At 71.2% G+C, this 19,735-nt stretch carries 20 protein-coding genes; 6 read left to right on the forward strand and 14 right to left on the reverse strand.

Going from position 1 to position 19,735, the window contains the following annotated elements:
- Nucleotide 1 precedes the first annotated feature (1 nt).
- The 9 genes from H036_RS0103395 to H036_RS0103430 all read right to left on the reverse strand — a co-directional run bounded on the left by H036_RS0103395 (nt 2) and on the right by H036_RS0103430 (nt 7,510).
- Complete coding sequence (locus tag H036_RS0103395) at nt 2-1,588, reverse strand: acyl-CoA carboxylase subunit beta (protein WP_017933367.1); 1,587 nt, start codon at nt 1,586-1,588, stop codon at nt 2-4.
- Entirely contained in the window at nt 1,588-2,751 is a 1,164-nt protein-coding gene (locus tag H036_RS0103400; protein ID WP_026145742.1) for an acyl-CoA dehydrogenase family protein, read from the reverse strand. The genes H036_RS0103395 and H036_RS0103400 overlap by 1 nt, the downstream gene beginning before the upstream one ends.
- The gene (locus H036_RS25845) at nt 2,751-3,113 is read right to left on the reverse strand and encodes an AtuA-related protein (protein WP_017933369.1); all 363 of its coding nucleotides are present in this window, start codon (nt 3,111-3,113) and stop codon (nt 2,751-2,753) included. Before H036_RS25845 ends, H036_RS0103400 begins: the two co-directional genes overlap by 1 nt.
- Complete coding sequence (locus H036_RS21720) at nt 3,110-4,414, reverse strand: acyclic terpene utilization AtuA family protein (RefSeq protein ID WP_017933370.1); 1,305 nt, start codon at nt 4,412-4,414, stop codon at nt 3,110-3,112. Before H036_RS21720 ends, H036_RS25845 begins: the two co-directional genes overlap by 4 nt.
- Nucleotides 4,407-5,180, reverse strand: a complete 774-nt coding sequence (locus H036_RS0103410) for a TIGR03084 family metal-binding protein (protein WP_017933371.1) — start codon at nt 5,178-5,180, stop codon at nt 4,407-4,409. The genes H036_RS21720 and H036_RS0103410 overlap by 8 nt, the downstream gene beginning before the upstream one ends.
- The gene (locus H036_RS0103415; protein WP_036487160.1) at nt 5,170-5,775 is read right to left on the reverse strand and encodes a TetR/AcrR family transcriptional regulator; all 606 of its coding nucleotides are present in this window, start codon (nt 5,773-5,775) and stop codon (nt 5,170-5,172) included. The genes H036_RS0103410 and H036_RS0103415 overlap by 11 nt, the downstream gene beginning before the upstream one ends.
- Nucleotides 5,776-5,826: 51 nt before the next feature.
- Entirely contained in the window at nt 5,827-6,153 is a 327-nt protein-coding gene (locus tag H036_RS0103420) for a hypothetical protein (protein WP_157416968.1), read from the reverse strand.
- Between the two features lie 66 nt (nt 6,154-6,219).
- Nucleotides 6,220-6,633 carry a hypothetical protein gene (locus H036_RS0103425; protein WP_017933374.1) on the reverse strand — a complete coding sequence of 138 codons (414 nt, stop codon included), beginning with the start codon at nt 6,631-6,633 and terminating at the stop codon, nt 6,220-6,222.
- Between the two features lie 172 nt (nt 6,634-6,805).
- Entirely contained in the window at nt 6,806-7,510 is a 705-nt protein-coding gene (locus H036_RS0103430; protein WP_017933375.1) for a TetR/AcrR family transcriptional regulator, read from the reverse strand.
- Between the two features lie 129 nt (nt 7,511-7,639).
- On the opposite strand from H036_RS0103430, the gene H036_RS0103435 reads away from it, so the two are divergent.
- Entirely contained in the window at nt 7,640-8,566 is a 927-nt protein-coding gene (locus tag H036_RS0103435; RefSeq protein ID WP_017933376.1) for an NAD-dependent epimerase/dehydratase family protein, read from the forward strand.
- Nucleotides 8,567-8,599: 33 nt separating this feature from the next.
- On the opposite strand, the gene H036_RS0103440 is transcribed toward H036_RS0103435, so the two are convergent.
- The 5 genes from H036_RS0103440 to H036_RS0103460 form a co-directional block, all read right to left on the reverse strand.
- Nucleotides 8,600-10,144: a hypothetical protein gene (locus H036_RS0103440; RefSeq protein WP_017933377.1), complete on the reverse strand. Its 1,545-nt coding sequence runs from the start codon at nt 10,142-10,144 to the stop codon at nt 8,600-8,602.
- Entirely contained in the window at nt 10,119-10,832 is a 714-nt protein-coding gene (locus H036_RS0103445) for an ABC transporter ATP-binding protein (RefSeq protein WP_017933378.1), read from the reverse strand. The genes H036_RS0103440 and H036_RS0103445 overlap by 26 nt, the downstream gene beginning before the upstream one ends.
- Nucleotides 10,833-10,987: 155 nt before the next feature.
- Nucleotides 10,988-12,034, reverse strand: a complete 1,047-nt coding sequence (locus H036_RS0103450; protein ID WP_017933379.1) for a transporter substrate-binding domain-containing protein — start codon at nt 12,032-12,034, stop codon at nt 10,988-10,990.
- 105 nt (nt 12,035-12,139) lie between these two features.
- Complete coding sequence (locus tag H036_RS0103455; protein ID WP_017933380.1) at nt 12,140-12,925, reverse strand: amino acid ABC transporter ATP-binding protein; 786 nt, start codon at nt 12,923-12,925, stop codon at nt 12,140-12,142.
- Nucleotides 12,922-13,932, reverse strand: a complete 1,011-nt coding sequence (locus H036_RS0103460) for an amino acid ABC transporter permease (protein ID WP_017933381.1) — start codon at nt 13,930-13,932, stop codon at nt 12,922-12,924. Before H036_RS0103460 ends, H036_RS0103455 begins: the two co-directional genes overlap by 4 nt.
- A gap of 108 nt (nt 13,933-14,040) precedes the next feature.
- Here H036_RS0103460 and H036_RS0103465 point away from each other — a divergent pair, with 108 nt between their 5' ends.
- Genes H036_RS0103465 through H036_RS0103485 form a run of 5 tightly spaced genes read left to right on the forward strand, consistent with a single transcriptional unit; the run spans nt 14,041 to nt 19,715 of the window.
- Nucleotides 14,041-14,817 (forward strand): GNAT family N-acetyltransferase, encoded by a 777-nt coding sequence (locus H036_RS0103465; RefSeq protein ID WP_017933382.1) that lies wholly within the window; start codon nt 14,041-14,043, stop codon nt 14,815-14,817.
- A 23-nt stretch (nt 14,818-14,840) separates the two neighbouring features.
- A complete protein-coding gene (locus H036_RS0103470) occupies nt 14,841-16,058 on the forward strand; it encodes an LLM class flavin-dependent oxidoreductase (RefSeq protein ID WP_017933383.1) in 1,218 nt (405 codons plus the stop codon).
- Nucleotides 16,059-16,077: 19 nt separating this feature from the next.
- On the forward strand, nt 16,078-17,460 hold the full coding sequence (locus H036_RS0103475) for an NtaA/DmoA family FMN-dependent monooxygenase (protein WP_017933384.1): 1,383 nt from the start codon (nt 16,078-16,080) through the stop codon (nt 17,458-17,460).
- A complete protein-coding gene (locus tag H036_RS0103480; RefSeq protein ID WP_017933385.1) occupies nt 17,457-18,569 on the forward strand; it encodes an LLM class flavin-dependent oxidoreductase in 1,113 nt (370 codons plus the stop codon). The genes H036_RS0103475 and H036_RS0103480 overlap by 4 nt, the downstream gene beginning before the upstream one ends.
- A gap of 27 nt (nt 18,570-18,596) precedes the next feature.
- Nucleotides 18,597-19,715, forward strand: a complete 1,119-nt coding sequence (locus H036_RS0103485) for an LLM class flavin-dependent oxidoreductase (RefSeq protein WP_017933386.1) — start codon at nt 18,597-18,599, stop codon at nt 19,713-19,715.
- The last annotated feature ends 20 nt before the right edge of the window (nt 19,716-19,735 follow it).

The raw sequence follows: 19,735 nt of genomic DNA on the forward strand, positions 1-19,735 counted from the left end.
CTCACATTCGAAAGACGCCGAAGTTGAGGTTGCCCTCGATCGGCTGGTTCTCGATGACGGACAGGCAGATGCCGAGGATGGAGCGGGTGTCGCGGGGGTCGATCACCCCGTCGTCGTAGACCATCCCGGAGAGGAAGTAGGGCAGCGACTGCTCCTCGATCATCTGCTCGACGAAGGCACGGGTCTGGGCATCGGCCTCCTCGTCGAACGGCACGCCCTTGGACTCGGCGGCGGCCCTGGCGACGATCGACATCACGCCGGCGAGCTGCTGCGGTCCCATCACCGCCGACTTCGCATTCGGCCAGGTGAAGAGGAAGCGGGGGTCGTAGGCGCGACCGTTCATGCCGTAGTTGCCGGCGCCGTACGAGGCCCCGATCAGGATGGAGATCGAGGGCACCGTCGAGTTGGAGACGGCGTTCACCATCATCGCGCCGTGCTTGATGATGCCGCCCTGCTCGTAGTCCTTGCCGACCATGTAGCCGGTGGTGTTGTGCAGGAAGAGCAGCGGCGTGTCCGAGGCGTTCGCGAGCTGGATGAACTGCGTCGCCTTCTGCGCCTCCTTGCTGAACAAGATGCCCTGCGCGTTGGCCAGGATGCCGATCGGACGGCCGTGGATCCGCGCCCACCCGGTGACCAACGAGGGGCCGTAGAGCGGCTTGAACTCGTCGAAAGCGACCTCGTTGCTCTCCGAGGGGCCGTCCACCATCCGCAGGATCACCTCGCGCGGGTCGAACGGCTCCTTGAGGTCGGTCGGGATGATGTCGAGCAGCCCGTCGGGGTCCAGCAGCGGCTCGGCGTACGCCGTTCCCTGAGCCTGTCGAAGGGCCGAGACTCCGCGCTTGGTGATGTTGAGCCGGGCCACGATGCGGCGCCCGATCCTGATCGCGTCGCGCTCGTCGACGGCGAGGAAGTCAGCCAGACCCGAGGTGGTGGCGTGCATCTCCGCACCGCCCAGGGCCTCGTCGTCGGAGACCTCACCGGTGGCCATCTTCACCAGCGGCGGACCGCCGAGGAAGACCTTGGCGCCCTTGTCGACCATCACGATGTAGTCGCTCATCCCGGGGATGTAGGCGCCACCGGCGGTGGAGTTGCCGAAGACCAGCGCGATCGTCGGCTGCTTGCGGGCGCTGGCCCGGGTGAGGTCGCGGAAGCCCTTGCCTGCCGGGATGAAGATGTCTTTCTGGTGCGGCAGGTCGGCTCCCCCGGACTCGACCAGGGTCACGACCGGGAGGTGGTTCTCCTCGGCGATCTGCATCGCCCGGCCGGTCTTCCTCATCGAGATCGGGTTGATCGTGCCGCCCTTCACCGTCGGGTCGTGCGCCACGATCATGCACTCCACGCCGGAGACGACGCCGATGCCGGTGACGGTCGACCCGCCCACCGGGAACGGGCTCCCCCAGCCGGCCAGCGTCATCAGCTCCAGGAACGGCGCGCCCTCGTCCAGCAGCAGCTCGATCCGCTCGCGGGCGAGCAGCTTGCCGCGCCGGTGGTGACGCTCCATGTACTTGCCGCCGGCGTTGACGGCCTTCGCCTGCTCGGCGTCGAGGTCGGCGAGCCGGCTCAGCATCGCGGTCCGGTTCTCACTCATCAGGCATACCCCAACAGCTTCGCGGCCAGGTCGGTCATCACTTCGGTCGCTCCTCCTCCGATGGGCAGGATCCGGGTGTCGCGGTAGTGCCGCTCCACTTCGGTGCCGTGCATGTAGCCGGTGCCGCCGTGCAGCTGCACCGCCTGGTCGCAGACCCATTGACCCGCCTCGACGGCGGTCTGCTTGGCCAGCGCCGCGCCCGCCAGGAGAGACGGACTCAGACCGGCCTCCTGGGTGCCGCCGGCGTCGTACTCCCGCACGATCGCGTGGGTGTAGGCCCTCGCCGCCTCGATGCGACGGTGCATCTCGACGAGCCTGTGCCGCACCACCTGGCGCTTGATCAGCGGCTCGCCGAAGGTGCTGCGCTCGCGCGCGTGATCGACCGTCAGCGCGAGCGAGCGAGCGGCGATCCCATAGGCGTGTACGGCGAGGGCGATCCGTTCGGTCACGAACGCCTCGGCGATGTAGCCGAAGGCCGCGTCCTCCTCGCCCACGAGGTGGCTGAGCGGCACCCGGACGTCGCTGAAGCCGAGCTCGGCGGTGTCCGAACAGTGCCAGCCCATCTTGGCCAGCCGCCGGTCCACGCTGAAGCCGGGCGAGTCCTTGTCGATCACCAGCAGGCTGATGCCGCCGGCGCCGGGGCCGCCGGTGCGCACCGCGACCGTGACGAAGTCGGCCCGTACGCCGCTGGTGATGAAGGTCTTGCCTCCGTTGACGACGTAGTGGTCCTCGGGGTCCGAGCCTGTCGAGACCCGCGCCGCCCGCGTGGTCAGGTGCGCGACGTCGGACCCTCCGCCCGGCTCGGTGATCGCGAGCGAGCCGATCTTCTCCCCGGCCAGCGTCGGCCGCACGTAGCGGTCGATGAGCTCCGGTGAGCCGTGCCGGGCCAGGTGCGGCAGCGCGATACCGCCCGTGAACAGCGCCGCGAGCAGGCCGCTGGAGGCGCCCGCGGCAAGCATCCCCTCCTGCAGCGCGGTCACGTCGGCGAGGGTGCCGCCCTGGCCGCCGAGCTCCTCGGCGAAGCCGATCCCCAGCAGGCCCTGCTTGGCCGCCGCCAGGTGCAGCGCGCGTGGCACCTCGCCGGCGTCCTCCCACTCCTGCAGCGAGTCGACGACCTCGCGGCGGGTGAACTCGGCACCGAGCTCGAACAATTCCGGACTCATCACTGCGAAATCCCCGACTCGACGAGGGCGTCGGGGATGACGACGTACCGGCTGCGCAGCCACTCGCCCAGCGCCTTGGCCTGCGGGTCGAAGCGCACCCCCTCGGCCACCCCGGCGCCGAGGATGCCGTGGATGACGATGTTGATGCCGCGCAGGTTGGGCAGCGGCACGAGGTCGATCTCCAGCTCCGCGGCCTCGGGCAGGAGGGTGCGCACCCAGTCGACGGTGACGGTCGTCAGCAGCCAGTCGACGGCCGCGTCGGGGCGTCCGGCCGGGATCCACAGGCCGATGTTGGCGTCGCCGCCCTTGTCGCCGGAGCGGGCGTAGACCAGGTCGCCGAGTGGCCGGGCGGTGGCGCTCACGCGATCACCTCCGTGGTGCCGTCGGGCAGGTGGACGGTGTGGTGGACGAGCTCGCGATCGACGTACGTCGGGGTGTAGACGCCGTAGGCGCTCGCCTTGCCGGGAGGTGCGGTGACGTGGAACCCGGCGTAGGAGGCGAGCACCAGCTCGATCGCGGGGCCGGTGAACGCCCGGCCGACCGCTGCCTCGTCGCTGGACCAGACCGTCAGCCGCTGCAGCACGGCCGCGCCCTCCTCGGTGGGCGAGTCCGGCGCCGGCGCACGCCAGGTGGACCAGGACCGCTGCAGGTCCGGCAGCGCCGCCTCGACCTGGGCGCGCAGCAGCTCGGCCTTGCGCTCGATGTCCAGCCCGGTGAGCACGAACTCGACCTGGTTGCGCCAGCCCCCGAGCCGGTTGACCGCGACCTTGAGCCGTGCCGGCGGCTCGCTGCCCCTGGTGCCGCTGATCTCGACCCTGTCCCGGGCCAGCTGCCGCAACGAGATGGAGGTGAGGTCGGTGGTGACATCGGGGTTGAGGTAGGTGCTGCCCTGGATCTCGTAGAACAGCTGAGCGGTGAGCGTGTCGACGGTGACCAGGCCGCCGGTGCCGGCGTGCTTGGTGATGACGGTGCTGCCGTCGGCCGCGATCTCCGCGATCGGGAAGCCGAACGGTTGGGCCGGGTCCTCGACCAGGCCTGCGTCGATGGCGTCGAAGAGCCCGGCGAAGTTGCCGCCGGTGGCCTGGGTGCCGCACTCGATGACGTGCCCGGCGACCACCGCGCCTGCGAGCCGGTCGTGGTCGCCCCGATCCCAGTCGTGCCACCAGATCGCCGGGCCCATCACCACCGCCGCATCGGTGACCCGGCCGGTGACGACCACGTCGGCGCCCGCCGCCAGGGCCCGGGCGATGCCGAAGCCGCCGAGGTAGGCGTTCGCGGTCAGCGCGTCGGGAAAGTCCTCGAGGTGGCCGCGGACGTCGTCGCCGTCGACGTACGCGATCCGGGCGCCGGTGCCCAGCGCGTCCAGGGCCTGCGCCAGACCGGCGGGGTTGAGCCCACCGGCGTTGCTGACCAGCCGCACGCCCTTCTCCAGGGCAAGAGCGAGGCAGTCGGCGGCCTGGGCGAGGAAGGTCTTCGCATAGCCGAGCGACGGATCCCGCATGGTGTCCTTGCCCAGGATCAGCATGGTCAGCTCGGCGAGGTAGTCGCCGGTCAGCACGTCCAGCGGACCGCCCTCGAGCATCTCGCGCATCGCGCTGAGCCGGTCGCCGTAGAAGCCGGAGCAGTTGCCCACCCGGATGGACCGCTTGACGGATTCAGCCACGGGGACGCCCCTCTCCTGCGGGCCCGGCGAAGGCCTGGGCGATGCCGAGCCACTGCGCGGCGTCGGCGCCCTGGGCGACCAGGTCGGTGTCGTCGCGGTGCACCCGCTGGGTGACCAGCCGGGCGAAGTCCCAGGCCGAGCCCGTCACGGACTGCGCTGCGGTCTCCGGCCCCCAGTGCCACGTCTCGCCGCTGGGCGCGAGGAGCTCGACGTGGATCTCCTCCTCGGGCGGGTCCAGGGAACGGACCGAGTAGGCGTATCCGCGGGTCCGTATGCCGAGGTGGCAGACGTGCCGGATCCGATCGGTCCGCTCCGCGGGCAGCCCGAGAGCATCGCGGACGTCGAGACCGTGTGCCCAGGTCTCCATGAACCGAGCCGTGGCCATCGAGGCCGGCGACATGGGCGGGCCGAACCATGGCAGCTTGCCCTCGACCTGCCGCAGGGCCGACGGCAGTGCGGCCCGGGCGACGTCCCAGCGGGCCAGCAGCTCGTTGGGCGGCGCGGCACCTCCCGCGAGTGCGGCGCTGTCGACGAAGCCCGCCACATCGGCCAGCGCCGCCTCGAGCAAGGCATCCCAGGCCGCCTTGTCGGTGGCGGCTGCAACCGCGCACTCGTCGGTCCACGCGAGGTGCGCGATCTGGGTGGCGACGTCCCAGCCGGCGGCGGGCGTCGAGGTACGCCATGCCTCGTCCGGGAGGTCTGCGACCACAGCCCGAAGCTGCTCGCTCTCGGCGGCCAGGTCGGCCAACAGCTCCTCAGGAACCATCACCGGTCTCCTTCTCCAGGACCTTGGCCCACTCGTCGAGGATCCGGCCGCGGCGCTTCGCGTCGTCGGAGAGCGTGTCGGCCAGGCCGAGCCCGCGGCACAGGTCGAGGGTCGCCTGGATCAGCTCGCGCATTCCGGGCGCCGACTCGTCGGCACCGAGCAGCTCCACGGTGATCCGGTGGGCCTCGCGGCCGATCCGGCGCTCCAGCGGCGCCACCGCGGCGAGCAGGTCAGGGTCGGTCCGTGCGGCCACCCACAGCTCGAGCGCGGCTTGGAAGCCAGGTGAGGTGAAGTGGTCGGCCAACATCTCCAGTACGCCGCGGGTCTTGGCGCCCTGATAGCTCGCCACGGCGGCGCGGAGCTCGTCGGCCCGGCCGGCCATCACGTGCTCGACCGCGGCCACCACCAGGGCGTTCTTCGTCGGGAAGTGATGCAGCTGTGCCCCGCGGCTCACCCCCGCCCGAGCGGAGACCAGCGTGGTGGTGGTGCCGGCCCAGCCACGCTCGGTCAGCACCTCGACGGTCGCCTCCAGGAGCCGCGCCCGCATCAACCGGGTGCGTTCCTCCTGGGGCACGCGCTGTGTGGTCGCCGTCACCCTGCCAGCCTGGCTCGGATCTAACAAACAGTCAAGACTGCCTTTTAATTGCTAGCCCGGTTGCCGCAGGTCCCAGTGCGATAGGTAGTCGGGATGGCGGCGATAGGAGTGGGCGACCCGCAACAGGAATCGCTCGACCTCGTACGCACTCGGCGGCGCTGCCCAGAGGAAGGCCTCCATCTTCCGGACCTCGTCCAAGAGGCCCTCGAGCCATCCGGCACGCAGGGGATCAGCATGCGCCCGGCTGACCTGATCGGCGATCCGAGCCTTCACGAAGACCAGCAGCGGCTCGACGTCCGGGCAGGGGCCGGGCCTGCTCACCGCCACCGTCCGGTCCCCCATGCCGACAGCGCGCTCGACCGGACGGCGTGGACCCACAACTTCACGCCCTATGTCTAGGGCCGCGAACTGAATCGGGACATCACCGATCCTGAAACGATGCTGTTAAATCTCGGCCGCGCGGCGGCGTCTCACCCGCCCGGAAGCGCCGCGCTTCCGCAGCCGGAGAACCGACCCTGCCAGCACGATCGCCTGGACGCCGCCACTGATGCCGACGCGGCGACGGCCGCTATCGAGGCAGGCCTTGTCGGCAGCGGTAGTGACTCCGCTGGCCAGTGCCGTCGACAGTGCGTCCATCGTGCAGTTGGAACCGTCGATCTTGGCCGCGTTGATCCACAGATTCGCGGTCACCAGACCTGTTCCCACCACGGCGGCTGCCAGCGACACGGCGATCCAACGGCTCAGAGCGCGTCTCCGGAACGCCGCGACGACCAGCCACAGCGCCACGACCGACGTGCCGAGGCCGAGGGCGATCCACATGGCGGCGTAGATCCACCCGCTCGAGTCCGGTGCGTCCATGGTTGCTCGGCTTTCGTGGTGGAGGCCGCAGGTCACGGCCGCCAGGACGGGTCCTTGCCGCCGGGCCGATCCTGCAAGCCCTGGACCATGCGTGCGCCGAACGTAGACGCCGGACCGCATCCGGCGCAGCAGAATCGGCTGAGTCCGCAGTCCGCGAGGGTCTCCGCGGCTCTCAGGCTCGGTCGGTCAGACCGACCGTCTCGGCCAGCACCCGGAGCTGGTGCTCGAAGAGCGCGGCCGGGTCGCCGAAGGTGTCGGGGCCGTACTGCCCGAAGACCTCGAAGCTGATGCAACCGAAGAGGGCCGCCCACGCAAGCACCCCGCGCGCCAGCACCTGGTCGGGCAGGTCCAGCCCCAGCTCCGCCCGTACGGCGACGAACGCCTCCGCCAGTGAGCCGGGCACCGGCGGGCCTTGCGGCACCTGGATCGCTCCGGCGGCGTACGCCTGTGCCCAGAGCTGCACGAGCGCGCGGACCACCCGCGTGCCCGGCTCGGTGGTGCGCTCGGCGGGCGCGTGGTAGCCGGGCACCGGGCTGCCGAAGAGCAGTGCGTACATCGCCGGCTCACCCACCGCCCAGGCGCGCACCGTCGTGCCGATCGCGCTCAGTCGGGCACCGAAGTCGCCCTCCTCGACCTTCCCGAGAGCGCTGTCGACCGCATCGCCGAGCTCGTCGTAGCCGGCGACGACGAGGAGGGTGAGGAGCTCGTCGCGACTCGCGACGTAGCGGTAGACCGCGGAGGAGACCACGCCGAGGTCGCGCGCCACCGCGCGCAGGGACAGCGCCGCAGCGCCCTCGGTGCTCAGGTGCTGGCGGCCGATCCGGACGATGTCGGCCATCGTCTGGGACCGTGCCCGGTCGCGCGGCGTGCCTTCCATGGCTCCATCCTGCCGCGAGAGAGCGTCTGAAGCAAATGTGAGCACTGCTCTTGAGTTTCTTCCCGACAAGGCGCATGCTCGAAACCGAGAGCACTGCTCTCGCCAATCCGAACCTGAAGGAGAGATCCCATGAGCAATGTCGTCATCGGAGCCGGTCCAGTCGGCACCACCGTCGCCCTCCAGCTCGCCGCGGTGGGCCGCCCGGTCACGCTGTTGACCCGCTCGGGCAGCGGCCCCGAGCACGCGCTCGTCGAGCGTCGCCGTGCCGACGCCAGCGACGCGGTCGCACTCGACGAGGCGTTCGCCGGCGCAGACGCGGTCTTCGACTGCATGCACGCCTCGGCCTACCGCGCGGACGTGTGGCGGGCCGAGCTCCCCCGCGCCGAGCACGCGGTGCTCGAGGCCGCTGGTCGTGCCGGCGCGGTGGTGGTCTTCCCCGAGAGCCTCTACTCCTACGGCCACGTCTCCGCCCCGATGACCGAGACCAGCCCGCGCACCGCCGACTTCGGCAAGCCCGGCATTCGCACCGAGCTGCTGCACGCTCGCGAGCGCTCCTCCACCGCGACGGTGAGCGTGGTGGCCTCCGACTTCTACGGTCCGGGTGTGCTGATGGCCCATGCCGGCGAGCGGATGGTGCCGACGGTCCTGGCCGGCAAGACGATGCGCGTGCTCGGCGACCCCGACGCGCCGCACTCCTGGACCTACATCCCCGACCTGGCCGCCGCGATGATCCACGCCGCCGACGACTCCACGCTGTGGGGCGAGGTGCTGCACGCCCCCACCGCCGCGCCGCTGAGTCAGCGCCAGCTCGTCGGGCTCTACGCCGAGGTCGCCGGCGTACGTGCGCCGAAAGTCGCCGCCATCCCGACCTGGCTGCTTCGTGCCGTCGGCACGGTCCACCGCGACACCCGCGAGATCGCGGAGATGACCTACCAGTTCGACCAGCCTTTCGTGCTGGACTCCCGCGCGAGCGAGGCCCGCCTCGGCCTGTCGCCGACCCCCATGGCCGAGGGAGCCCGCGAGACGGTCGCCTGGTGGCGAGCCCGCGGAAAGTGACCTCCCGGCCGGCGGAAGGTGGCCTCTCGGCCGTCATAGGGCGGCGGCGGTCACCACCCGGGCGCGGATGACGGGGTCGACCCACGCCACGGCCGTACGCCGCAAGCGCAGCGCCGACCAGGCGCCCAGCACCACGGCGACCGCGATCGTCACGACCGGCGTCCCGTCCCGCGCCAGCGTGGAGAAGATCAGTGAGGTGAGCGTGGTGGTCAGCGCGAGCCTGCTGGAGTAGGCCACCATCGCCATCGGCGGTGCCGGCGTCGACCGCGCGGTGTGCAGATCGACCGGGTAGGGCCGCGCCTGCGCCCAGCGCAGCGAGGCGGAGAGCACCTGGCCGAGCACCACCAGCCAGCCGGCGAGGACGGCGGTCGCCTCGCGGGCATCCGGCACGCCGGCCCGCAGGCAGCCGATCCCCACCGTGATCGCCGAGGCCACCGCCAAGAACTCCAGGCACACCCACGCCCGTGCGGTGAACACCGCCCGAGGCCCGATCGGCAGCGACTCGCGCCACAGCCCACCGCGGCCGTCGAGGCACCACGCGTTGACGGCGAAGAGCAGCGCGCCGCCCGAGGCGACCAGACCAGGCAGCAGGACCAGCTGTGGCCAGGTCAGTGCACCGGCCACGGCGACCACGCCCGGACCGACCGAGAGGATCAGCAGCCCCCGCCGGACCGGCACCGCGCGCCATACCGAGGCCCTGTCGATCCGCACCAGCATCGCCCACGCCGAGCGTGGCATCGGGCGCGGGAGGTGCAGCGCAGAGTCCACGTCGTGCTCCTCGCGCGGGGCCAGCCGGGCGCACAGATGGGCCGGGATCGCGCCGAGCACCACGGCCACGAGCAGCAGCGCCAGCTCGGCGGCGACGGTGAGCACCCACCGGCCGTTCGCGCCGTCCACCAGGCCGACCACGAACCACCGCGTCGGCAGCGCGTCCAGCAGCGGACCGAGCCTGCCGGTCAGCTGCAGCCACGCCGCCAGCACCCCGAGGAGCAGCGCGCCGACCCGGACCACGGCGATGCCGTGTGGCAGGCGGCGTACGCCCTCCACGGACCAGGCTGCGGCCTGGGCGATCGCCGTCGCGGCAGCGATCCACAGCAGCACGCCGACGGCCGCCGCGGCCGTGCGCGCGGGTCCGAGACCGAACGCGGCGGTGCCGAGCAGGGCCCACGACTGGAGCAGCCAGGCGACACTGAGCGGCGCCAGCAGCAGCGCACCGAGATGATCGGTGGTGGGACTGACCGGATAGGCGACCAGCTGCTCGCGCGAGACCAGCTCGCGGCCGCCGCCGGAGGCGATCGCGGCCACCAGGCTGAGGAGCTGGAAGCCGGCGAAGGCGGCCGGTAGCAGGGTGAGCGCGTCTCGGGCGCGGCCCGCACCGGGAGCACCCGCCCCCGGCAGGTACGCCGGCACCACCGTCGCAGCCAGCGTGAGCGCGAGGAACGCACTGCCGATCAGCAGCGTCCGGCGCCGCGAAGCGGTGGCGGCCCGGAAGCGCAGCAGGTGTCCGAGGTCGGCGACGGCACGGCGCTCCAGCGCCAGGATGCGCGGCAGCTCAGTCGAGGAGAGCCCGGTAGGCACGCGCACCCTCCTCGCCGGCCATGTCCCGGGCGGTCAGGGTGGCGACCCGAGAGCCGCCGCGCAGCACCGTGACGCTCGAGCACGCCTCGACCGCGAGCTCACGCAGATGGGTGGAGACCAGGATGCAGGCGCCCCGGGCCCGGGCGTCGGCGATGACGTCCAGGGTGGCCTCCACCCCGATCGGGTCGACGCCGTCGAACGGCTCGTCGAGCAGCAGCACGTCCGGCTCGTGCAGCGCGGCCAGCACCACCGAGAGCCTGCGGCCCATCCCGTGGGAGAACCCGCTCGTGACGCGGTGGGCGACGTCGCCGAGCTCGAAGCGCTCCAGCAGCTCGCGTGCGCGCGGCTCCCAATCGGGGATCCGGCGCAACCGGGCCGCCAGCTGGAGGTGCTCCCACGGCGTCGCGCGGGGCACGAGGCCGCCCACATCGGGGCAGTACCCGACCCGGCGCTTGATGGCGAGGGGTTCGCGGCGTACGTCGATGCCCTTGACCCGCACGTCACCGTCGGTCGGCGGTACGACTCCGGCCAGCACCCGCATGGTGGTGGACTTGCCGGCGCCGTTGCGGCCCAGCAGCGCGGTGGAGTAGCCGGGATAGGCCTTCAGGTCCACCCCCGCGACCGCCTCGACCTCCCCGAAGCGGACGCGCAGACCGCGCACCTCCACCACGGGGGTCACCTCGTTCACTCCCTCATGATGCGGTCGAGACGTCACTTTCCACCCGTCGAGAGGTCACTTCCGGCGCAGAAATGGCCGATCGGTCAACCCGCCCAGGACGTCGGTACGCCGGCGGCCCCGCGATCGGTCGATCGCGGGGCCGCCGGTGTCGTCTCCAGCAGGTGTCAGGAGTCGCTGAGCGGCAGCCCCGGCGGGTTGATCTGCGAGGTCGGGAGAGCCTCGTTGGACAGGTTGTACGCCGCGAGCCACTTGGCGTACTGGCCGTTCTTGATCAGGTAGTTGATCGCGTCGGCCAGCGGCTGGGCGAGCCCGTCGCCCTTCTTCGTGGTCGCCGCGATCAGGCCCTGCAGCGATGCCCCGGCGCCGGAGTAGGTGCCGGCGGTGGCGACCTCCTTCGGCGTGCCCTTGGTGATCGACTCCTGATAGGCGATGCCCGGGTTCGGGCCGAAGTAGCCGTCGATCTGGCCCGAGGACAGCGCAGTCCAGGCGGAGGTGTCGTCGGCGAAGTACTTGACGTCGATCGTCTTGCCCTCCTTCTTCAGCAGGTCGCGCCAGTGCAGGAGGATCTTCTCCTGGTTGGTGCCCGAGCCGACCGCGATCTTCTTGCCGGCCAGGACCTCGTAGCCCTTGGGGTCGTTGCGGTCGAAGGTCCAGGTCGTGCCCTTCTTCACCGCGAGGGCCAGGTTGTCCTGGCGGTAGGAGGCGAAGTCGTACTTCTCCTTGCGCTCCTCGGTGACGGTGATGTTCGAGAAGCCGACATCGTTCTTGCCCGAGTCGATCCCGACGAAGAGGTTGTCCCACGTCGAGTTGTTGATCACCGGCTTGAGGCCGAACACGGCGGCGATGAGGCGACCGAGGTCGGGCTCGGCGCCGGTGAACGTCTTGTTGTCGGTGCCCACGTAGGCCAGGGGCGGGAAGCCGGACGGCAACGCCCCCTCGCCGATGGTCAGCTTCCCGCTGTTCACGATCGCGGCCGGCAGCTCCTTGCGGATGGCCGCCACCTCGGGCACCGAGATGGCGGTCGGCGTGTACTGGTCACCGGCAGCCGTGGCCACCTGGACGGTCGCGGTTCCGCCGGCGGTGGCAGGGCTGGCGCCCGCGGCGGCGTCGTCCGACGCCGAGCTGCTGCCGCAGGCGGCGAGGGCCAGGGTGAGCACTCCGGCGGACGCAGCCGCGCCGAGGCCGCGGCGGAAGGGTCGGGCGATGGACATGGTTCTCCTCAGGTTCGGCCCGCCGGCCCTGTGCCGGTCGGGTCTGGTGGGGTCTAGGGGGTGCAGGTACGGGTGCAGGTGCGGTGGCGGCGAGGTCAGGCCGGGTCACAGGACCTTGCCGAGGAACTCCTTCGTGCGCGCCTCGACCGGATGGTCGATCACCTGACTGGGCGGCCCCTGCTCGACGATCACGCCGCCGTCGATGAAGACGACGTGGTCGGCGACCTCGCGGGCGAAGCCGATCTCGTGCGAGACGATCACGAGCGTGCGACCGTCGGTGGCGAGCTCGCGGATCACCGCAAGCACCTCGCCGACCAGCTCCGGATCGAGCGCGGAGGTCGGCTCGTCGAAGAGCAGGATGTCGGGCTGCAGGGCCAGGGCGCGTGCGATCGCGACCCGCTGCTGCTGGCCGCCGGAGAGCTGTCGCGGGTAGGCGTCCCCGCGCTCGCCGAGTCCGACACGGGTCAGCAGCGCGATCGCCTGGGCGCGCGCCTCCTCCTTGCCGGCGCGCTTGTGAGCCAGCAGCGGCTCGGCGACGTTCTCGGCCACGGTGAGGTTGGGGAAGAGGTTGAAGCTCTGCGCGACGAAGCCGATCCGGGTGCGCTGACGACGGATCTCCTTCGGCGGCAGCTCGTGCAGCCGGCCGTGCTTCTCGTGGACGCCGACCAGCTCGCCGTGGACCGCGACGTACCCGAGGTCGAGGGGCTCGAGGTGGTTGATCGCCCGCAGCAGCGTCGACTTGCCGGAGCCGGAGGGGCCGAGGATCACGGTGACGCCGCCGGCGGGCAGCGACAGGTCGATCCCGCTGATGACCTCGACGCCCGCGAACGCCTTGCGCGCGTTGCGGATCTCGACGGCAGGGCTCGGCGGTACGGCGGTCAGCGCACTCATCGGACACCCCCGCTCGAGCCGATGTTGCCGAGCCGGAACTGCAGGTCGCCGAGCTTCGCACGCACCTTCTGGAGCGGCGTCAGCGGCAGCGTCCGGACCGCGCCGCGGGCGAAGTAGCGCTCGACGTAGAACTGCACGATGGTCAGGGCCGCGGCGATGACGAGGTACCACGCGACGCCGACCATCAGGATCGGCACGACATCTTGCGGATGCGTGCTCTCCAGCTGGTTGACGATGCCGAACAGGTCCACCAGCGAGACGAAGTAGACCAGCGACGTGCCCTTCACCAGTCCGACGAGCTGGTTGACGTAGCCCGGGACGATCGTGCGCAGCGCCTGTGGCAGCACGACGCGACGCAGTCGTCGCGTGGTCGGCAGGCCGAGCGCGTTGGCCGCCTCGATCTGTCCCGGGTCGACCGAGAGGATGCCGCCGCGGATCAGCTCCGCAGCGAAGGCGGCCTCGTTGAGGGCCAGGCCGATCAGGCCCCAGACGAACGCCGACTGGATGGCTGTCGTCTCGTGCGAGAAGAGCGTCGGCAGCAGCGGCAGCTTCAGCCCCACATTGGGGAAGAAGTATGCCGAGTTGAACAAGATGATCAGCAGCACGTTGAGCGGCAGCGAGCGGAAGAACCAGATGTAGAGCCAGCTCAGGCCACTGAAGAGCGCGTTGTGCGACAACCGCGCCAGTGCCAGCACGATGCCGCCGACCAGCCCCAGTACGGCGCTGAGCGCCGTCAGCTCGAGCGTCATGTAGACGCCGTGGCGCACCACGTCGAGGGTGAAGTAGTGGCCGAACTTGGCCCACTCCCAGGCGTCGTTGTGGGCGATGTTCTGGACGAGCTCGAAGAGCAGCGCCAGAACGACGACCGAGGCGACCCACCAGCCGTACTGCCGCCGCGGGCTCACCGGCCTGCTCGCGAGCGCGCTGGCGGCTTCACCGCTCAGCGGGGCCGGAGCGGGTCTCTCCGGGTCGAGTGTCGCCGTGTCGACGGCGCGGACGCTGCTCATGTCTCACCTTCCGGGTGGGTCTTGAACTGGTTGCCGAACGTAGGTGTTTCCGGTGTATGTTGTCAATGTAGATCAGATTTCTAGACAAACATTAGATCGAGGCTACCTGTGACAGTCGTCGAACCAGCGCCCGACCGGGCCGCTCCCGCCAGCCCCCTCCCCTCGCGCACGATCTCCGCCGACCACCTCCGAGACCGCCCCAGCGACATCTCGGTGCTGGACAACCCCGCCTGGCACGCGCTGACCGGCCCACACGCCCGCTTCGCGCAGCGGCGCGGCGACGCGGTGCGCTACCAGCCCGACGTCTCGGTCTTCACCGCGCTGCCCGACGGCGCGACCGAGCAGGACTGGCACGACCTCGCACAGCTGGTCGGCCCTGGCGAGGTCATTCCGGTCACCGGGTCCACGGTGGTCCCGCCGGCCGGCTGGGAGGTCGTCGAGAGCGGCAAGGGCGTGCAGATGATCGCCGAGTCGCTGGCGCCGCAGCCCGATGCCGAAGCCGTGGTCCTGGGCGCCTGCGACGTACCGGAGATGCTGGCGCTGGTCGAGCGCACCAAGCCCGGTCCGTTCAAGCCGCGCACCGTGGAGCTGGGCACCTACCTCGGCATCCGCCGGGACGGCCTGCTGATCGCGATGGCCGGCCAACGACTGCGACCCCCCGGCTGGACGGAGATCAGCGCGGTCTGCACCGATGCGGACTTCCGCGGCCAGGGCCTCGGCGGCCGGCTGGTCCGCGCCGTCGCGCACGACATCGTCACCCGCGGCGACCGCGTGCTGCTGCACGCCTCAGCGGCAAACGCCACCGCCATCCGCCTCTACGAGCAGCTCGGCTTCGTGCTGCGCAAGCACACCAGCTTCGTCGCCCTGCGCACCCCGCGCGCCTGACCCCTACCCGAACCAGGATCACCATGACTGAGCACCTTCACCTCGCCGTCGCCCTCGACGGTGCCGGCTGGCACCCCGCCGCCTGGCGGGAGGACGACGCCCGTCCCGCCGATCTGCTGCGCCCCTCCTACTGGGTGGATCTGGTCCAGGAGGCCGAGCGCGGCCTCCTGGACCTGGTCACCATCGAGGACGCACTGCGGCTGCAGTCCGAGGACCCGTTCGTCCCCGACGAGCGCACCGACCGGGTCCGCGGCCGCCTCGACGCCACCCTCATCGCCGCGCGTGTCGCGCCGGTGACCAGCAACATCGGGCTGGTGCCGACCGCCGTCGTCACCCACACCGAGCCGTTCCACCTCTCCAAGGCGATCGCCACCCTCGACTACGCCGCGACCGGACGTGCCGGCGTACGGGTGCAGGTCTCCGGCCGCGCCGACGAGGCCGCGCACTTCGGTCGCCGCCAGCTCGAGCCGCTCAGCTCGACCCGCGAGCTGGACTGGTCCGACCCCGAGCTGCGCCGCCGCGTGACCGAGGCCTTCGACGAGGCCGCCGACTACGTCGAGGTGCTGCGTCGGCTCTGGGACAGCTGGGAGGACGACGCCGAGATCCGCGACGCCGCGACCGGCCGCTTCATCGACAACACCAAGCTGCACTACATCGACTTCGAGGGCCGGCACTTCTCGGTCAAGGGGCCCTCGATCACGCCGCGGCCGCCGCAGGGCCAGCCCGTCGTCGCCGCGCTCGGCCACGCCGACATCCCCTACCGCCTGATCGCCACCTCCGCCGACCTCGGCTTCGTGACACCGCACTCGGCCGCCGACGCCGCTGACATCGTCGGCCGGATCCGTACGGCGCAGGCAGCGGCCGGCCGCGCCGAGGAGACCGTGCACGTCTTCGGCGACCTGCTGGTCGTCCTCGACGACACCGACGAGGCCGCCCACGCGCGCAAGCGACGACTGGACGAGCGCGCCGGTGCCGAGCTGACCAGCGACGCCGAGATCTTCGTCGGCACCCCGGCCGGGCTCGCCGACCTGCTCCAGGAGTGGCAGGCCGCCGGCCTGACCGGCTACCGACTGCGTCCGGCCGCGCTGCCGCACGACCTGGTCCGGATCACCGAGGGCCTGGTGCCGGAGCTGCAGCGCCGTGGCGCCTTCCGGACGTCGTACGCGACCGACACGCTGCGCGGCCACCTCGGCCTGTCCCGCCCCGCCAACCGCTACGCCACCACCGCTCAGTCCGCCTGAGCGACACACAGGAGCCATCATGACGAGCAAGCCGCTCAAGCAGGTCCACCTCGCCGCCCACTTCCCGGGCGTCAACAACACCACCGTGTGGAGCGACCCGGCATCGGGCAGCCACATCGAGTTCGAGAGCTTCAAGCGCTTCGCGCAGAGCGCCGAGCGCGGCCGTTTCGACTTCCTCTTCCTGGCCGAGGGCCTGCGACTGCGCGAGCAGGGCGGCCAGATCTACGACCTCGACGTGGTGGGCCGACCCGACACCTTCACCGTGCTCACGGCACTGGCCGCCGTCACCGAGCACCTCGGCCTGACCGGCACGATCAACTCCACCTTCAACGAGCCCTACGAGGTGGCACGCCAGTTCGCCAGCCTCGACCACCTCTCCGAGGGCCGCGCCGCCTGGAACGTGGTGACCAGCTGGGACGCCTTCACCGGTGAGAACTTCCGCCGCGGCGGCTACCTTCCGCAGGACCAGCGCTACGAGCGTGCGCAGACCTTCCTCGACACGGCCTTCGAGCTGTGGGACTCCTGGGGCCCCGAGGACGTGCTCGCCGACAAGGACAGTGGCCGGTTCCTCGGCTCGGCGAGTGCCGGCACCTTCGGTCATCACGACGGCCACTTCGACATCGAGGGCCGGTTCAACGTGCCGCGCAGCCCGCAGGGCCGCCCGGTCATCTTCCAGGCCGGCGAGTCCGAGCAGGGCCGGGAGTTCGCCGCGGCCAGCGCGGACGCGATCTTCTCCCGCTACAGCCAGTACGACGAGGGCCGGGTGTTCTACGACGACGTCAAGGGCCGGCTGGCCAAGTACGGGCGCTCCCGCGACGAGCTGCTCATCCTGCCCGCCGCCACCTTCGTGCTCGGCGACACCGACGAGGAGGCCGCCGAGGCCGCCCGCGAGATCCGCTTCCAGCAGGTCTCGCCGGCCACCGCGATCAAGTTCCTCGAGCAGCTGTGGAACACCGACCTCTCGACGCACGACCCGGACGGCCCGCTGCCGTCGTTCGACCCGGTGGAGAGCGACGTCGACGGCCTCATCTCGCAGGGCCGCGCGAGTGTCCGGCAGCACCGGGACCGACTCGACGCCGCCGCCAAGTGGCGTGCCAAGGCCGAGGCCGAGGGACTGACCACTCGCGAGCTGATCGTGGAGGTCACCGGCCGACAGGCGTTCGTGGGCACCCCGCAGACGATCGCGGAGACCATCAACCGCTTCGTCCAGGACGACGTCGCCGACGGCTTCATCCTGGTCCCGCACATCACCCCGTCGGGCCTGGACCCGTTCGTGGACAAGGTCGTCCCGATCCTGCAGGAGCTCGGCGTCCACCGCACCGAGTACGACGGCAGCACGCTGCGCGACAACCTCGGTCTCGCCCACCCGGACCGGCCCGAGGCGAAGCGGGTCAGCGCATGAAGTTCATCACCATCTCCCTGATCGTCCACGCGGCCGACCCGTTCAGCGGGAAGCAGAAGTCGACGCACGAGCGGTTCCGCGAGGTGGTGGACAACGCGATCCTGGCCGAGGAGCTCGGCTTCGACGGCTTCGGCGTCGGCGAGCGGCACGAGCGGCCGTTCATCTCCTCCTCACCGACGGTCGTGCTGAGCCACATCGCCGCCCGGACCGAGCGGATCCGGCTCTTCACCGCCGTCACCACGCTGAGCCTGCTCGACCCGGTGCGCGCCTACGAGGACTACGCCACCCTCGACCACCTCTCCGAGGGCCGGCTCGAGCTGATCATCGGCAAGGGCAACGGCGCCGCCCAGCGGGACCTGTTCAACGTCACGCCCGAGGACCAGTGGGATCGCAACGCGGAGTCCTACGAGGTCTTCCGTCGGCTGTGGGCGGACAACCGGATCACCTACGACACCAAGTTCCGGCCGCCGCTGTTCGAGGCCGAGGTCTGGCCGCGGCCCTACCAGCGGCCGATCCGGATCTGGCACGGCAGCGCGACCTCACGTGAGTCGGTCGACCTGGCCGCCCGCTACGGCGACCCCCTGTTCTCGGCGAACGTGACCAACCCGATCGACCCCTACGCGGAGCTGATCGAGTACTACCGCGAGCGCTGGGAGCACTACGGCCACGATCCGGAGCTGGCCACGGTCGGCGCCGGAACCGCCGGGTTCTACACCGCACCGACCAGCCAGGAGGCGCTGGAGGCCTACCGGCCGGTCTTCGCCTCCTACCTCGCCTTCCAGGCCAAGCTCGGCGCAACCCCGGTCTTTCCCACCTTGGAGGACTTCGCGGAGCGGAGCTCCGCGCTGATCGGCAGCCCAGAGCAGGTGATCGACAAGGTCGGTCGCTACCACGAGCGCTTCGGCCACACCGTGCTCCACCTCCACGCCGACGCCGGCGGCCTGACCGATGAGCAGCACCGCGCGTCGCTGGAGCTGTTCCAGTCCGACATCGCGCCGGTGCTGCGGCGCCAGATCCCGGACCCGCCCCTGGGCTGGGGCCCCGGTCCGCTCGTCGAGGACCAGGTCGACCCCGGCAACGTGCCCGCCCCGTTCACCGTCACCGGCTGACACCAGCTTCTTCGAAGGGAACCATCCGTGCCAACACCGCTCTCCGTCCTCGACCTGGTGCCGGTCTCGTCCGGCTCCAACGCCACCGAGGCACTGCATCGCACCCTCGACCTCGCCCAGCAGGCCGAGCGCCTCGGCTATGCCCGCTACTGGGTCGCCGAGCACCACCTCAACCCCGGCGTCGCCGGCACCTCGCCGGCCGTCGTCCTGGCCTTCCTCGCGCAGGCGACCAGCACCATCCGGCTGGGCTCGGGCGCCGTCCAGATGGGCCACCGCACCGCGCTCTCGACCGTGGAGGAGTTCGGCCTGCTCGACGCGCTGCATCCCGGCCGCTTCGACCTCGGCCTCGGCCGCTCCGGGGGCAAGCCGCCGGCGACCACCCAGCCCGCCGGCGAGGCGTTCGTCGGACGCACCCCCGAGGGCCTGCTGATCCCGCCGAAGTTCTCCTATGCCCACCTGCTCGCCTCACCCCGTCTCGCCCTGCAGAAGCGGCTGCTCACCCTCCCCGAGGCCCAGTCGCAGGACTACGCCGAGCAGGTCGACGACGTGCTCGCCCTCATCGACGGCACCTACAAGTCCCCCGAGGGCGAGGAGGCGCACGTCATCCCCGGCGAGCACGCCGAGCTGCAGCTGTGGATCCTGGGCAGCAGCGCCGGCGAGAGCTCGGAGGCGGCCGGCCGCCGCGGGATGCGGTTCGCCGCGAACTACCACGTCGCCCCGGCCACGGTCCTGGATGCGGTGCGCTCCTACCGGGCGGCGTTCCAAGCATCGGCCGAGCTGCCCGCGCCGTACGTGCTGATCTCGGCCGACGTCGTGGTCGGCCGGTCCGAGGAGGAGGCCCGTGAGCTGGCCACCGGGTACGACCTGTGGGTGCGCAGCATCAGGACCGCCGAGGGCGCGATCCCCTTCCCGACCCCGGAGGAGGCCGGACGCTGGGAGTGGAGCGACGCCGACCGCCAGCTGGTGCAGGACCGGGTCGACACCCAGTTCGTCGGTACGGCGGCGCAGGTCGCCGACGAGCTCGAGGCGCTGCAGCAGGCGACCGGGGCCGACGAGCTGCTGGTCACCACGATCACGCACGGCCACGAGGACCGGGTGCGCTCCTACGAGCTGCTCGCCGAGGAGTGGGCACGCCGCGGGCGCTGATCTCCGTTCCCTCTCCCGCC

It is taken from the genome of Nocardioides sp. Iso805N, assembly GCF_000364605.1.
Taxonomy (GTDB): Bacteria; Actinomycetota; Actinomycetes; order Propionibacteriales; family Nocardioidaceae; genus Nocardioides.